This window comes from Corynebacterium canis (assembly GCF_030408595.1).
Lineage (GTDB): Bacteria > Actinomycetota > Actinomycetes > Mycobacteriales > Mycobacteriaceae > Corynebacterium > Corynebacterium canis.
Window position 1 is genome coordinate 2,226,900 of record NZ_CP047080.1, and the last position, 14,200, is coordinate 2,241,099.

12 protein-coding genes and 1 tRNA gene are annotated in these 14,200 nt (G+C 57.1%); 5 read left to right on the forward strand and 8 right to left on the reverse strand.

The genetic code is table 11. The features are described 5' to 3' along the window. The first annotated feature begins 3 nt into the window (after positions 1–3). Positions 4–1,752 carry a DUF2075 domain-containing protein gene (locus tag CCANI_RS09860; protein ID WP_146323655.1) on the forward strand — a complete coding sequence of 583 codons (1,749 nt, stop codon included), beginning with the start codon at positions 4–6 and terminating at the stop codon, positions 1,750–1,752. Positions 1,753–1,801: 49 nt separating this feature from the next. On the opposite strand, the gene CCANI_RS09865 is transcribed toward CCANI_RS09860, so the two are convergent. From CCANI_RS09865 to CCANI_RS09880, 4 genes are all read right to left on the reverse strand, one after another. Next, complete coding sequence (locus tag CCANI_RS09865; protein ID WP_186750103.1) at positions 1,802–2,434, reverse strand: RloB family protein; 633 nt, start codon at positions 2,432–2,434, stop codon at positions 1,802–1,804. Positions 2,435–2,447: 13 nt separating this feature from the next. After that, positions 2,448–3,662, reverse strand: coding sequence for an AAA family ATPase (locus tag CCANI_RS09870; RefSeq protein ID WP_290211062.1), 1,215 nt, complete (start codon positions 3,660–3,662; stop codon positions 2,448–2,450). Positions 3,663–4,058: 396 nt separating this feature from the next. Then, on the reverse strand, positions 4,059–4,976 hold the full coding sequence (gene cbiB, locus CCANI_RS09875; protein ID WP_146323652.1) for an adenosylcobinamide-phosphate synthase CbiB: 918 nt from the start codon (positions 4,974–4,976) through the stop codon (positions 4,059–4,061). Beyond that, the gene (locus tag CCANI_RS09880) at positions 4,973–6,109 is read right to left on the reverse strand and encodes an acyl-CoA thioesterase/BAAT N-terminal domain-containing protein (protein ID WP_146323651.1); all 1,137 of its coding nucleotides are present in this window, start codon (positions 6,107–6,109) and stop codon (positions 4,973–4,975) included. The genes cbiB and CCANI_RS09880 overlap by 4 nt, the downstream gene beginning before the upstream one ends. A gap of 175 nt (positions 6,110–6,284) precedes the next feature. Here CCANI_RS09880 and CCANI_RS09885 point away from each other — a divergent pair, with 175 nt between their 5' ends. Then, positions 6,285–6,743, forward strand: a complete 459-nt coding sequence (locus CCANI_RS09885; protein ID WP_146323650.1) for a helix-turn-helix domain-containing protein — start codon at positions 6,285–6,287, stop codon at positions 6,741–6,743. Positions 6,744–6,815: 72 nt separating this feature from the next. On the opposite strand, the gene CCANI_RS09890 is transcribed toward CCANI_RS09885, so the two are convergent. From CCANI_RS09890 to CCANI_RS09900, 3 genes are all read right to left on the reverse strand, one after another. Beyond that, complete coding sequence (locus CCANI_RS09890) at positions 6,816–7,835, reverse strand: hypothetical protein (protein WP_146323649.1); 1,020 nt, start codon at positions 7,833–7,835, stop codon at positions 6,816–6,818. Positions 7,836–7,979: 144 nt separating this feature from the next. After that, positions 7,980–8,052: transfer RNA gene (locus tag CCANI_RS09895), tRNA-Val, on the reverse strand. Between the two features lie 58 nt (positions 8,053–8,110). Next, complete coding sequence (locus CCANI_RS09900; protein WP_146323648.1) at positions 8,111–8,491, reverse strand: DUF3052 domain-containing protein; 381 nt, start codon at positions 8,489–8,491, stop codon at positions 8,111–8,113. 336 nt (positions 8,492–8,827) lie between these two features. Here CCANI_RS09900 and aceE point away from each other — a divergent pair, with 336 nt between their 5' ends. From aceE to CCANI_RS09915, 3 genes are all read left to right on the forward strand, one after another. Then, positions 8,828–11,566 carry a pyruvate dehydrogenase (acetyl-transferring), homodimeric type gene (gene aceE / locus CCANI_RS09905; RefSeq protein WP_146323647.1) on the forward strand — a complete coding sequence of 913 codons (2,739 nt, stop codon included), beginning with the start codon at positions 8,828–8,830 and terminating at the stop codon, positions 11,564–11,566. 562 nt (positions 11,567–12,128) lie between these two features. Next, entirely contained in the window at positions 12,129–12,671 is a 543-nt protein-coding gene (locus CCANI_RS09910) for a LiaF domain-containing protein (RefSeq protein ID WP_146323646.1), read from the forward strand. Positions 12,672–12,791: 120 nt separating this feature from the next. After that, on the forward strand, positions 12,792–13,220 hold the full coding sequence (locus tag CCANI_RS09915) for a hypothetical protein (protein WP_146323645.1): 429 nt from the start codon (positions 12,792–12,794) through the stop codon (positions 13,218–13,220). 34 nt (positions 13,221–13,254) lie between these two features. On the opposite strand, the gene CCANI_RS09920 is transcribed toward CCANI_RS09915, so the two are convergent. Next, positions 13,255–14,199: an alpha/beta fold hydrolase gene (locus CCANI_RS09920; RefSeq protein WP_246118166.1), complete on the reverse strand. Its 945-nt coding sequence runs from the start codon at positions 14,197–14,199 to the stop codon at positions 13,255–13,257. Position 14,200: the final 1 nt, after the last annotated feature.

Below are 14,200 nucleotides of genomic sequence, written 5' to 3' on the forward strand. Positions count from 1 at the left end.
TCGGTGAGCGATTTCCGGATTCTCAATTACGCTTTCGACCACGGTATTGAACGCGAAGCCGAATCAAACCGCCAGCTATCCAACTGGCCGGTGGTCTATCTCTTGCATCGCCCAGCGCCGAGCAATTCTTCTGGCCCGCGCCAGCCTGGATTGATCTACATCGGCGAGTCCCTCAATTTCATCAAGCGCATGAAACAGCACTTGAAGACTCCCGAAAAACAGCAGCTCAAAACCGTCGCCCTTGTTCTCAGCGAAAAGTTCCACAAATCGGCTTGCCTCGATCTAGAGTCCAAACTCATCCAACTCGCCGCTGGGGATGCTTCGAACCAAGTACTCAACCAAAACGTAGGCATCTTGGATTCGGATTACTACAATCGCAGCGTTTATCGTCGAACGTTCGATGAAATCTTCGAGCAGCTTCGTCATCAAGGCCTATTCCAACGCTCGATCCCAGAAATCGTCAATAGCGAGCTCTTCAAACTTTCCCCGTTCAAAGCGCTCAATTACGATCAAGCAATCGCGGCCGAAGATATCATGGAAGGGCTCGCGCAAGACCTTGCCGACAATGCCAATAAACATGGCAACGTAGTAATCGTTGAAGGGGACCCTGGCACAGGTAAAACCGTCATCGCGATCTACCTGATGAAGCTTTTGTCGGACATTGCGAATTGCACGGACGATTCAAACATCGACGCAGACACCATGTTCTCCGAGTTTTTCGTCGAAGGCAACCGCGAACTGTTTCAAAACAGAAAGATTGCGCTCGTCGTCCCCCAACAGTCCCTCCGCAAGTCAATTGAAAATGTCTTCAAACAAACGCCGGGGCTCGACAAGTCGATGGTTCACACCGCCTTTACGATTGCTGAATCGCCGGAGATTTACGACGTCGTGCTCGTCGACGAAGCACATCGACTCAACCGTCTCGCGGCGCAATCTGTTGGTGCAATGACTAAGCGTTTCAAAGATATCAACCAAACGCTATTCCATGGAGAAAAGCCGGATGCTAATCAACTTGATTGGCTAAAAGCAAAGGCTCGCAACCTCATTTTAATGTACGACTCCAACCAAACGATACGCCCCGCAGATGCGCCAAAAGAAGTCTATTCTGGAGTCTCCCGCACTTACCATTTAACAACACAAATGCGTAGTGCTGGTGGCAACGATTACATAGAATACATCAAAAGGATTTTTTCACCGTATCCGCCAGATTCCATAACGTCGTTCGGCGATTACGAAGTGGGCCTGTTCCGCAGCCCCGCAAAGATGATTCAGAGAATTTACGACTACGAGCAGCGGGATGGCCTCGCACGTATCGTTGCTGGATATGCTTGGGAATGGGTGAGTAAGAAGAACCCCGAACTTTACGATATCGATCTCGGCGAAGGAGTCCGCCTGAAATGGAACACCACTGCCGTTGACTGGGTAAATTCCCCAAATTCAATCAACGAATCAGGTTCCATCCACACCATCCAAGGCTACGACCTAAATTACGCTGGCGTGATCATTGGCCGCGATATCGGCTACGACCCAGAACGTCAGTGCCTGTTCGTTCGGCGCGACCAGTACTTCGACAAAGCTGGCAAACGCAATAACAATATGTTGAATATCACCACCACCGATGAAATGCTACTCGAGTACATAAGCAACATTTACTTCGTCCTGCTTACCAGAGGAATTCGCGGCACCTTCATCCATGCAGTCGATCCTCTAGTAAGCGAATACCTTACTCAATTCTTTCATTATATCGATTAAATCTATTGGGGCGCCTTGAGACGTTACCATCAATTGACCCTAAAACAACTCACGGGTTTGATCGCTTAATCGCCGCCTGTATTTTATCCACCAAAATATGAACAGATGTCCACGCGCCCAGGACAGCTTGCCGTTCACCACTTTCATAAGGCACTGTCTTCACCTTACTATACGCACGTTCAATTGCTAGGGAAATCGCTTCGTCCGCAAATTTTAACTGTTTTCGATTGCCTTTCTGGTACTCGGGCAGATAACTGTTTAATCGGTCCATAATCTCGCGTTGTGTGCGAGCACCGTGACCGTCTTCAAAATGAAGAAGTAACCACCATTCAAACTGCGGCACGCTAAAGCCGATACCTCGATCTCTGCGTTCTGCGCCCCACTTCCAGATTTCTACTAGTTCAGGTTCCGGCCAACGATCTTCGTCTACGATAACCCAAGCCTCATCACCGGGACGTAGTTCGCCATCACGTTTCAATGCATCGAGCTTGCCATTGACAGCTTGTAATACAGCGCGAGGGTTACTGCTTTTCCCCTGATCAACGAAGATTCGGACGGAAGCTAGCTTGTTACGGAACGTATTAAAATACTCATACTCGGTTTTCCCCTCGACCGCGATCACAAACAGCGAACGTTCTTCTCGATGTTTGATTTTTCCGCGCTTGAACTTTTTGGCCGTCACGTCACCAAACCTTTCACACCACGCTGAGGTCACTTGGAAGTTCGGAAAAATCTAGCGGATCAATGGAAGGCACCCCACCAAAACGCCCCGCGAGGTAGGCTTTCCTTAAATCGGCTCCCTTTCTACCGGTATTATATTCGGCGATGCTGATCATGCTTGAGGAACCTTCGAGGTTTTTCTCCACTACCCACATTTCATCACGCCGAAATCTATCGGGGTCGAGCAACAATAGATCGTGCGTAGTAAAGATCAGCTGCGCGCGGCTATCGGGGCTACAATTTGACAGAAACCCATCAATAAGGGCACGCGATAGCTCGGTGTGAAAACTCCGGTCCAGCTCGTCAATGAGCAAAACGACATTGACTCTGGGCAGGCTCAACAATGCAAACAAAAACAACAACCGGATGACAATCCGCGTCCCCTCGGACTCCTGCGACCACTCGAGTACGTAGTCATCGTCCGTACCGTGATGGACTAGCCGTGTTTCCTCGACAGCAATTTCGCCGTCATCGGCAATAAAAGCTTCGAACCGCTTTCCATTCATCTCGAGGACTACGCGTTGAGTTTGCTCGGTTAGCAAGCTCCTTAGCACAAGTTCTTTATCGGATTCGGCTATCCGGAGGCTTTCCCATTCAACTCGTGTCCGATCGAATCCGCTCACGCCTATGTCAATTTTCTTAAGGATGTCTTCGGATATCTCAATATACGGCACGGAAATAGGTTTTCCATCAGCGAAAAAATGTGAGCCTATCATCGCGCTTGAATGAATCCAGCGGTACGGAATAACGATTTTGCGCCACCACTCTGCGTCAACTTCTTTCATCGACGCGAAGTACGCTGGCAATGCGACGTTGTCGGGCACACCTTGAAGGTGAACATTGAGAATTTCGTTCTCAATTTTTTCTCCGACTTTCACATCCGCACCTTGACGGGAAAACAATAGGTGCTCACTCCGGCTTAGGTGTTCGACCAAAGATTCGGTCACTATTGCGCGTGCATGGTAGCTGATTTTGTACTCATATATCTTGTCGCGGTAGAAAAACAGGATTTCAAATTCCGTAGGCTGCTCTCTTGTATTTTTGTCCATCAGAAATGGCGTATACGGCAGTAGTTTTCCGTGCTGTAGCGGCCGAATCAATACGTCCTTCAAATCCTGCAACGCCTCAATAAAGTTAGACTTTCCGGCGGCGTTCGCCCCAAAAATCGCCGCCACCGGAGTGAGGGTCACGTCGTACCGCTTCTTTATTTTCGGCAACCGAGACCGAAACCGTTGCTCGTTGCTAGCGATCATGTCCAGCGTGCTCGCATTCCGAAATGATCGATAGTTCTTCACGGTGAATTTAAGCAGCATTAGGATCACCAGAATTTCAGGGTTGTTGCATCTTTCTTACATCATAGCCGAAATTATCGCACCTATGCCCTACCTCCCCGCTCGAACCACGGTCCCATCCGCTCGGAGCCCAAGCGTTTGCGCCGCTCTCGCATCTATAGCCGCGATTTCACGCCACTCCCCTACCTCGCAAGCACCGGAAACTGAGTTTCCCACCGCCACTACTCGGCCTCCTGCGAACTCGGACCATGCGGGGGCGTGTGCATGACGTATGTCGTCCAACTCACCGCCTCCCTACCTCACCGCCCCGCAGACCACCCCCACCGCAGCGACGATCCCGCCGGCAACGCCTTGCACCATCCGGGAGAGCCTGGTGGCTTGCCGCACGGTGGCGGTGCTTGGTGCGGGTCCTTCCCCGAGCCGGGGGCGTTGTTCCACGCCGTGTTCATATATGGTGTCGCCGCCGAGTTGTACTCCGAGGGCGGCCGCGGCTGTGGCCTCTACGGGGCCGGCGTTGGGGCTGGGGTGTTTGGGGGCGTCTTCGAGCCATGCGCGCAGGGCTTCTTCTCCGCGCCCGGCGCTGGCGGCGAATCCGACGTGGATGAGTGCCGTGAGGCGGGCGGGTACCCAGGCCATGGCGTCGTCGAGTTTTGCGGCGGCCCAGCCGAAGTTTTCGTAGCGTTCGTTGCGGTAGCCGACCATCGCATCCAGGGTGTTCACACACCTGTGCGCCACTACTCCGGGCGCTCCGAATAGCGACCATACGATCGGGGCGACCACCGCGTCGGAGGTGTTTTCGGCCACGGATTCGACGGCGGCGCGGACCATTCCGGGGGCATCCAAGGCTTGCGGGTCCCGCGAGCAGAGCCACGGCACCCATTCGCGGGCCCCTTCGGTGTCGCCGGCGTCGATACGAAGGGCGAGCGCGATGGCGGTGCGTTGCAGAGTTGCCCCGCCGAGGGAGGCCCAGATGGCGGCGCCGAGTGCCGGGCCGGGCCAGCGGCGGGCCACCCAATGCGCGGCGAGGGTTGGCGGGATCACGGCGGCAGCGACATACACGACCCCGGCGCTGCGACTGTCGCGGTAGAGGCGTTTTTCCAGCCAGGAGGCGTAATTACCGAACACGGCTACGGGGTGATTGCGCTGCGGGTCGGGGATGGTACGGTCGGCAAGCATGCCGAGAGCGAGGGCGGTTGCGTGGGTGAATTTCATAGGGTGGTCACCGGCATATCGTAGGAGGAGGCGAGGAAGCTGATCACTTGTTGGCGGGAGATTTGGGCTGCCCGTCCGTTGGCGTCGATACTGCCACCGACGCGTATGCGGTGTCCATGGTCGCGCATCACCGTCGCCGTGGGCAACCCCGGAAACGCAAAGGGGTATCCGCACATATGTCCGGCGCCGCTATACGCCACAAGGAACGTCTCGACGCCCATTGCTTCCGCCTTTTCAGCAAGCGCACCCGCCATGCCCACGCCGTCCCACACGGCATCCTCGGTTCCCGCCGTCACGAGCAGCGGTCCCGTCATCCCCGCCACATCGATCGGTGTGGCCTGGGCTCGGTGGGCGGCGTGGAATCCCGCGAGATCTGCGGGTTTACCTGTGAGTTTGGTGCGTCGAAACTCCTGGCGGGAGGGGTTGGGAAAGGCCACATCGCTTGGCGAATGCGCCACCACCGGGCCGATCAGTTCTGGGTGCGCCGCCGCCAATTCGAAGGCCTTGGTGCAGGCGCGGCCGTGGGCGACCAGGGCCAAAGGTACGGTTGCGTCCACAAACTCGCTCCGGTGGAAGCGTTCCAGCTCCGCCGCCGAAGGCGTGCTCGTGGCGTACATGGTTGCGAATCCGTGGTGTGCGAGGGCGGCTGCGCTGGCGGAATTCGTGGAGGCCGGGGCGTCGATAAGCAATATCACGCCGGGTCCGCGCTTGGTGTGGAACGCGGGACCACACGGGCCGTCGAACTGGTGTGCGTTTCTGGCGATGGTGCGCTGCAGGAGCGAACCCAGGCCCTCGCCCTTGATGCGCACTCGAACATTGAGGTGAATGGGGCTGAGGCCATTGAGGTCGAAGGCGGATACGTCGTCCTCACCCAGGCCCGCCGAATCCGGGCGCATGGACCACAGAATGCCCAACGAATGCGCCGGCTCCCACTGCGCGCTCTCCGGCAACGACGTGGCCAAATCCACCACCCCGAGCTCATTGGCGCGGAACGCCTGGTCCGTCGACCACGGCTGGCGGTGCGAATCCACAGTGGACACCGAAACCCGCACCCGCTCGTTCGGCCGGAGGTCCGTCACGCGCAGATACAGGGGCGTATTAATGCCGCTCACAGCCTTGACATCAAGTTCCATGGCAACGATCGTAGTAACCTTTGCAGCCAGGGGTGATGGGCGCAATTTCCTTAGTTTATGGCGGACGTTTTGTCAATGGCGGCGGGTGACCCCAAAAGTTGGGTATTTTTCCGGTTTTGCAACCCTATGCCGCTCGGAGGGCGCGTGTTACAGTTGTTTCAGTTAGGAGGAAAATATGGGAGTATCCCATGCGCCGCACGACACCGCGGCACAGCAATTGGCTATAGATCAACCAAATCAAATCTCACACACGAAAGATACCGTCGATGTTTTACTCCGCGATTTAATCGCAGCAACACCCACCTCCGCCCCGGAGCTTAACAAGTTTAAGCTCATCCTTTCGGCACATGAACAAGACAAAGAATGGCAGGTGATCGTCACGGACCAGACCCTCACACCAAACGAAGTGGCAGAAATCCTCGGCGTCAGCCGCCCCCACCTTGTGAATAAATACATCAAACGCGGGCTGCTTAAAGCCACAAAGGTGGGCACCCATTACCGGATCAAGGAGTCCGACGTGCGCGACTTTTTGCAGCGCAAGCAGAAGGCCGAGGCGACCACCAAGGCAGCCATGCAGCAGTCCTCCCTGACCCCCCAAATTGAGTTTACGGACGACGAATTATGTGATATTTAACTCACCCACAAGTCCGTCAAATTCGAACCTTATCCCCCGATTGCGGGGCTTAAATACCCCCGCTGCGGGGCACTAGTCGAACCCAAGCGACGACTTACGGTGGGAATTTTGCGTTGGCGATGCCTGCGTTGGAAACACCGAATGAAGCTGCGCAGGAACATCTGGAACGACCGCGTACTCGACTTCCAGCACCGGCGCCCACTGATGGGAAGTGGCGTAATCGACTCCGGTGGAAACCTCGGGGTGCGTAATCAGCTCAACAAATTTCGGATCGGATAACAACAGCCGAATGCGCGCCTGCGACACAAACATAAAGTAATGCAAGCCCCGCTGGCCAGGCGCATACACTTGTTCCACGCAATCGGGGCTGGGCTCTAGAAGCGCCATCATCGCATTGATGACAAAGTCCCGCAATTCGAAGTCCTTGTATGCCGAGTTCACCACGAAATCTACCTCGTACATGGTATCCAAGTCCCCGCCGACTTCATCTTCGAATAGCTGAACCGTAATGGAGACGAAACAATTCGTATCGTCGAGGGAAAGCTGAATGACAATGCTGAGGCCAAGGCAGCTAATTGCGCGGCGAATACCGTCTAGCAAAGTTTCATATACCTGGTTGTGCATAATTTCGCGCTTGGTGCGCAATTGATCCAGCGCAAGCAGTTTTTTATCCACCGTTGTCGGCCAAAACTGCGCATTAGAATTGCCGAACAACTGTTCGGCGTGGCGATGAAACCTGTTGTGCTGGTCCGCGTACACCAGCCAGAACTCCTGCACGGAAGGCGTGGCGGCCTGAATAACCGCGCCGCGAAGCCAGCCCGAATCCCCTGATCGGACCTCGTACACCGGCTGCCCTAACGCCTGCGAGCTACTGAGGTGCGTATCTGGGCGACGGCCCTGCTCAAAATACTTGCGCCCGTCCTTAAGCAATGAATGATCGAGCCCCCGCAAATCCAAGGAATTCACGGCCTCCCGCCGCTCCTCTATGCTCAAGCTACGCAGGGAAATGACGGCATCATACAAGGCAGGATCGCCGAATGACTCCCGCGGGAGCATTTTGATCGCTTTGAGGGTGGGCCGAAACACAAACATGGTTACACATTAATGTGTTCTCGACCAGCAAGTTCTTTTGAATCAACTATTGCCACATTTCGGGGGCAAAGGCATCTACATTAAAGCGCCCCGAGCGAAGCAAAAAGGGCCAAGCCCAATGTGGACCTGACCCTTCTCCAAGCGTGCGCCCTGACGGGTTCGAACCGCCGACCTGCTGGGTGTAAACCAGCTGCTCTTCCAGCTGAGCTAAAGGCGCTTGCAACAGCCGTTGACTTTACCGAACGACTGAAATTTTCTGCAAATCCCCTGCTTGACTAGCGCTTTGCGCCGCGCTGCACCAAGCAAGAGCCCTGCCAAACACCGAGGCGTTCGGCTTTGGTCTGCACCAGACCTGCGAGCTGGGCGGATTCGGCGATCAAACCCGGTTCCAGGGTTCCAGGTTTTCCGGCGCCGGGGGACAACAGCCACACGCGGCCGGAGTCGGCGAGAGGACGCGCGGCGTCGACAAGCGCATCGACAAGGTCTCCGTCTTCGTCGCGCCACCACAGCAGCACAACGTCGCACACTTCGTCGGTGTCTTCGTCAAGCAATTCGGCATCGATAACGTCTTCGATTGCTTCGCTGATTGTCGCGTCACAATCGTCATCCCAACCGAGCTCCTGCACGATTTGGCCTGGCTTCACGCCTAAGAGCATTGCGTAATCCTGGGCACTCTGTTTCGCTGCGCCCGGAGCATCGACCACTGTCTGTTCCTCCTGCAAAACGTCAGGCGAACCACCAGTGTGAAGCAAGCCTGACTTGGTTATGTAATGATGATGTACCTGTGCTCGACACTACGCTGCTTTGCAGGCGAATCGACGAGTTTTGGCAGAATTCTTACTTCTACATCAAGAGTCTGCCATACTTTGCCCACTCTTTCACATCACAGACATGTGTTCACCTCGCAATTTGGGCCCAGAAGCAGCAGCGTTCTTAACGAGCCCGTATTGTTTATGGGGAAAACACCCTAAATTCCGATTGGAGGATTTGGTATGGCTGACCTGCAACAGGGTTCGAACTCCGCAGACGACAGCAACTTCGCCCTTATCCGTGATGGAGTCGCGTCGTACCTCAACGATACGGACCCTGAGGAGACCCGTGAATGGATGGAGTCCCTCGACGGTCTGCTGACCGAAGCCAGCCCAGACCGGGCCCGCTTCCTCATGCTGCGTCTACTCGAACGTGCGACCGCACGCCGCGTGGCCCTGCCGCCGTTGACGTCCACCGATTACGTCAACACTATCCCCACCTCCATGGAACCCGAATTCCCAGGCGATGAGGACCTTGAAAAACGCTACCGCCGGTGGATCCGCTGGAACGCGGCCATCATGGTGCACCGCGCGCAACGCCCCGGCATCGGCGTCGGCGGACACATCTCCACCTACGCATCCTCCGCGCCGCTCTATGAGGTTGGTTTTAACCACTTCTTCCGCGGCAAAGACCACCCGGGCGGCGGCGACCATGTGTTCTTCCAAGGCCACGCCTCCCCCGGCATGTACGCACGTGCGTTCTTAGAGGGTCGCCTGGACGAGGACGACCTGGACGGCTTCCGCCAAGAGGTGTCCCGCCCGCAAGGCGGCATGCCTTCTTACCCGCACCCGCACGGCATGCCGGACTTTTGGGAATTCCCCACCGTGTCCATGGGGCTCGGCCCGATGGACGCAATCTACCAGGCGCGTTTCAACCGCTACCTGCATAATCGCGGCATCAAGGACACCTCCGACCAGCACGTGTGGGCGTTCCTCGGCGACGGCGAGATGGACGAGCCGGAATCCCGCGGCCTGATCCAGCTGGCGGCGCTGAACAACCTAGACAACCTCACGTTTGTGATTAACTGCAACCTGCAGCGCTTGGACGGCCCAGTGCGTGGCAATACCAAGATCATCCAGGAGCTGGAGTCCTTCTTCCGCGGCGCGGGCTGGTCCGTGATCAAGATCGTGTGGGGCCGCGAATGGGACGAGCTGTTTGAAAAGGACAAGGAAGGCGCCCTTGTTCACCTGATGAACATCACCCCGGACGGTGACTTCCAAACTTTCCGCGCCAACGATGGAAAGTATGTTCGGGAGCACTTCTTTAACCGCGATGAGCGCACCAAAAAGCTCGTCGAAGATATGTCCGATGACGACATTTGGAAGCTGCGGCGCGGCGGCCACGATTACCGCAAGATTTACGCCGCGTTCCAGCGCGCCATGGAAACCAAGGACCGCCCCACGGTGATCCTGGCGCACACCATTAAGGGCTACGGCTTGGGCCATAACTTCGAAGGCCGCAATGCCACGCACCAGATGAAGAAGCTCACGCTGGAAGATTTGAAGTCCTTCCGCGACCGCCAGGGCATCCCGATCAGCGATGCTGAGCTGGAGAAAGACCCGTACCTGCCGCCGTACTACAACCCCGGCCCGGACGCCCCGGAGATCAAGTACATGATCGAGCGGCGCAAGCAGCTTGGCGGCTTCCTCCCGGAGCGTCGGCAGAATTACGAGCCGTTGCACGTGCCCGGCATGGAGGCCCTGAAGTCCATTTTGAAGGGCTCCGGCAAGCAGCAGGTGGCCACCACCATGGCCGTGGTCCGCATCTTTAAGGAACTGATGCGCGATAAGGAGCTGGGCAAGCACTTCGTGCCGATCATCCCCGATGAGGCACGTACGTTCGGCATGGACTCGTGGTTCCCCACGCTGAAGATTTACAACCCGCACGGCCAAAAATACACCCCGGTGGACCATGACCTCATGCTCTCCTACCGCGAGGCCGTGGACGGCCAGATCATGCACGAGGGCATCAACGAGGCCGGTTCCATGGGCGAGTTCATCGCCGCCGGCACCTCGTACGCGACCCACGGCGTGCCGATGGTCCCGCTGTATATCTTCTACTCCATGTTCGGTTTCCAGCGCACCGCCGACTCGATTTGGGCGGCCGCCGACCAGATGGCGCGCGGCTTCCTGCTGGGCGCCACCGCCGGCCGCACCACGCTGACGGGCGAGGGCCTGCAGCACATGGACGGCCACTCCCCGATTTTGGCCTCCACGAACCCTGCGGTGGTTTCCTACGATCCCGCCTTTGCGTTCGAACTCGCCCATATCATCCGCGAGGGTATCGACCGCATGTACGGACCCGGCCGCGGCGAGAACGTCATCTACTACCTCACCATTTACAACGAGCCGACGCCGCAGCCAGCCGAACCCGCCGACCTCGACATCGAGGGCCTGCACAAGGGCATCTACCTCTACTCCCCCGCGGAGGGCACCGGCCACGAGGCGAACATTCTTGCGTCCGGCATCGGGATGCAGGCAGCCTTGAAGGCGAAGGAAATGCTCGCCGCCGACTACAACGTCAAGACGAACATTTTCTCGGTCACCTCCTGGAACGAGCTTGCCCGCGATGGGCACCGCCAGAACCTCGAGCAACTGCGGCACCCCGGCACGCCTATCGACGCCCCGTTCGTTGCGCAAAAGCTCGCAAACGTTTCCGGTCCGTACGTGGCCGTCTCGGACTTTGCCACGGCCTTGCCGGAGCAGATCCGCCAATGGGTTCCAGGCGATTACACCACATTGGGTGCGGACGGTTTCGGTTTCTCGGACACCCGTCCCGCCGCGCGTCGCTACTTCAATATCGACGCCGAATCCATCGTGGTCGCCGTACTCGCTGGCCTCGCACGCGAGGGCAAACTGGACATCTCGGTTGCCGACGAAGCCGCCAAGAAGTACCAGCTCACGGACCCCACCTCCGTCTAACCGCCACGCCTCAAACCCCCTGCCAAACCGCAGGGGGTTTCCCCATGTTTCGCCCGCGCCGCCCCCCAACCCCCGCGGTCAAATCAATTGCGCCCAAAACATTTTGCGCACAAATTCTCTTGAGAAAAACGCCATAGCAGCCCCGCTGAGCCTCTGAAATTGGCTACCCTTGGTCAACTATGGCCCAATTGCATTTCGCGCGCTGTTCCAATACGGTTGGTTGCAGGCAACCTATTCCCCAACCCCGAGTTGAACGGTGTCTACCGATATTTTTTACATCAAAATCCCGAAATCTGTGTAAAAAATACCGCGCCGGCGGCCCTGGGCCGCCCCAGATGATGAAAATTACACAAAATCGGCGTTCGTGTGTAAAAAACTTCATGCGTAGCACACAACCCGAGTCCCAGTGGGCCCCTCTCGATCTTCCCTGCCCATCGCCCCGCACAACCCCGCGCATACCGGCACCCAGCTCGGCACCCAGACCAACACCTAGGCCAGCCGATCGCACGGCTGCTGTTCGCTCCGCCAATCAATCCAAAGTGTTTTCGCTATATTTAACGGTATGAACCTACCTCTGCCGTATCAGGAGAAACGCGCCTACGCCCAAGACGTTCTAACCAAAGCGGTAGGACGCGGGCAGCTTGATTTAGGCACTTATTCCCAGCTCGTTGGCGATGTCTGGGCTACGGACGACCCCGCCGAAATCGATCGCATTGTCCAATCGGTGGCGGTAGTTCCCACTCACCAGCAATTTCCCACCTACTCTACGGTGGAACCCCAGCAGCGCCACATCGCTGTTTTTGGCGAACGCAAGGTGACCGGCCGGATTACTCTTCCGGCGGAGATTTCCACGGTAAACGTGTTTGGGGAGACAAAGCTGGATTTCCGCCAGGCGCGGATTTCGCAGCAGGAGACGGTGATCAATGTGTTTAACTTGTTTGGCGAAGTTAAATTGATTGTCCCCAAGGGCGTGGCGGTAACCTCATCGGCGGTTTCCATTTTCGCCGAGGAGAAGTTGCGCAGCGAACAGCCAGCGGATCCGTCGGTGCCGCGCATCCATCTCAGGGGTTTGAATCTGTTCGGCGAAGTGATCATTCGGAGCTAAGTTTCCCAACACGCCCGCCGGAATTCCCCACGAGGAGACACGGAGAGGATACCGTGCCATGATAGGGAACGAAGCAATCGAAGCTTGAGAAAGTTTGCGCAGCATATGACGGGAAACAGCATGAGCCAACCGAACGTTTTGATGCCTCCCGCTGTCACCCCGAAATACGTGGTCAAACGCGTAAACCGCTCGATTATTTGTTCGGGGCTCTGCTGGATTTCGGCGATTTTCGTGTTTACCTACACGATGCTTGTCGCCTCCGGCTCCTACGCCGGCACCTATACGGGCGCATGGTTTCAGGATTGGTTGCTCAAGGAGTATTCCACCGCGCAGCTGGTGTTCCTGATCGCCTTCCCCATCGTCTTCGCCCTGGGCACATGTTCGAATGTGACGCTGCGCAAGCACCTACAGGAGTACGCGCACACCGAGGTAACCATCCTGCTGCTCAAGATCGTCTTTGCAATCAATTTGATCGTCCTGACGGTGTGGGCGGCCTGCACGCTGTTTTATTTGTATCTCGCGCTGCAACCGGCCGTCCCCGCACCGTAAGGGCGCGCCGCTCCCCCTTAAGCCGCCGCCCCTTTTACCGTGAGCGCTGCCGGTGCAGGTCAGCCACGAGCGAATCGATGGCGTTGTTGGCCGCTTCGGGGATTTCCATAAGCAGCATGTGCCCGGCGTCTTTGACGGTGCGCAATTCGCCCCGCGGCCACAGCTCGCAAATTCGTTCGGATTGCGATACCGGCGTGACTTTGTCGCGTTCGCCCACCAGCACAATTCCGTCGATTTCTTTGAGCACTTCCGCAGCGGCGAGTTCGTCATGCTGTTGCAGGTCATCGAAGTAGCCGATAAAGGTGGACATCGGGGTTTGCCGCACTAATTCGGCGTGGAATTGGACGATATCGTAGCTGGTTGTATTTGTGTTAAAAAATAGCGGCCCCATGGTGCTGGCGATAAAGTCTTTGGCGTCGCGGGTGAGGCGTTCGGTGGCTTCGGGCGCAGCTTCGACTGCCTGCCGCACCTTGTCCATAATGGGGTGCGTAATTATTTTCGGTAACCCCTTGCTGCCCAGCGACTCGATTGCCGAAGATATCAGCAGCAGCCCCCGCACCCGCCGCGGCCCATAACGGCGCGCAAGATTCAGCGCGATCAACCCACCCAGCGAGTGCCCAACGATGATCATTTCCCCCTCTGGACAGCGCTTTTCGACGACGCGCGCCACATCGTCCGCGGCACCCCCAACGCTGCACTTCTCAAAGGGGACCTCGCCGGTAGCGCCGTGGCCCCGCAGGTCCATCAACAGGCAGCGCACGTCATCCCGTCCGGCCAGATGTTCGACCTGCAAATAGAACGCGCTCGCGGCAAGGGTGAACCCGTGTACGAACACTACGGTGACGGGGGCGTCGATAGGCCCCGTTTCGTAGTAATGCACGCCGTCGACGTCTCCGGTGCGGTCCACGGCGTCGAAACGCGGGAACGGGGTGAGTTCCGGAGCGCGACGCATGAACTTGGGGATGATGTTATTGGCCACT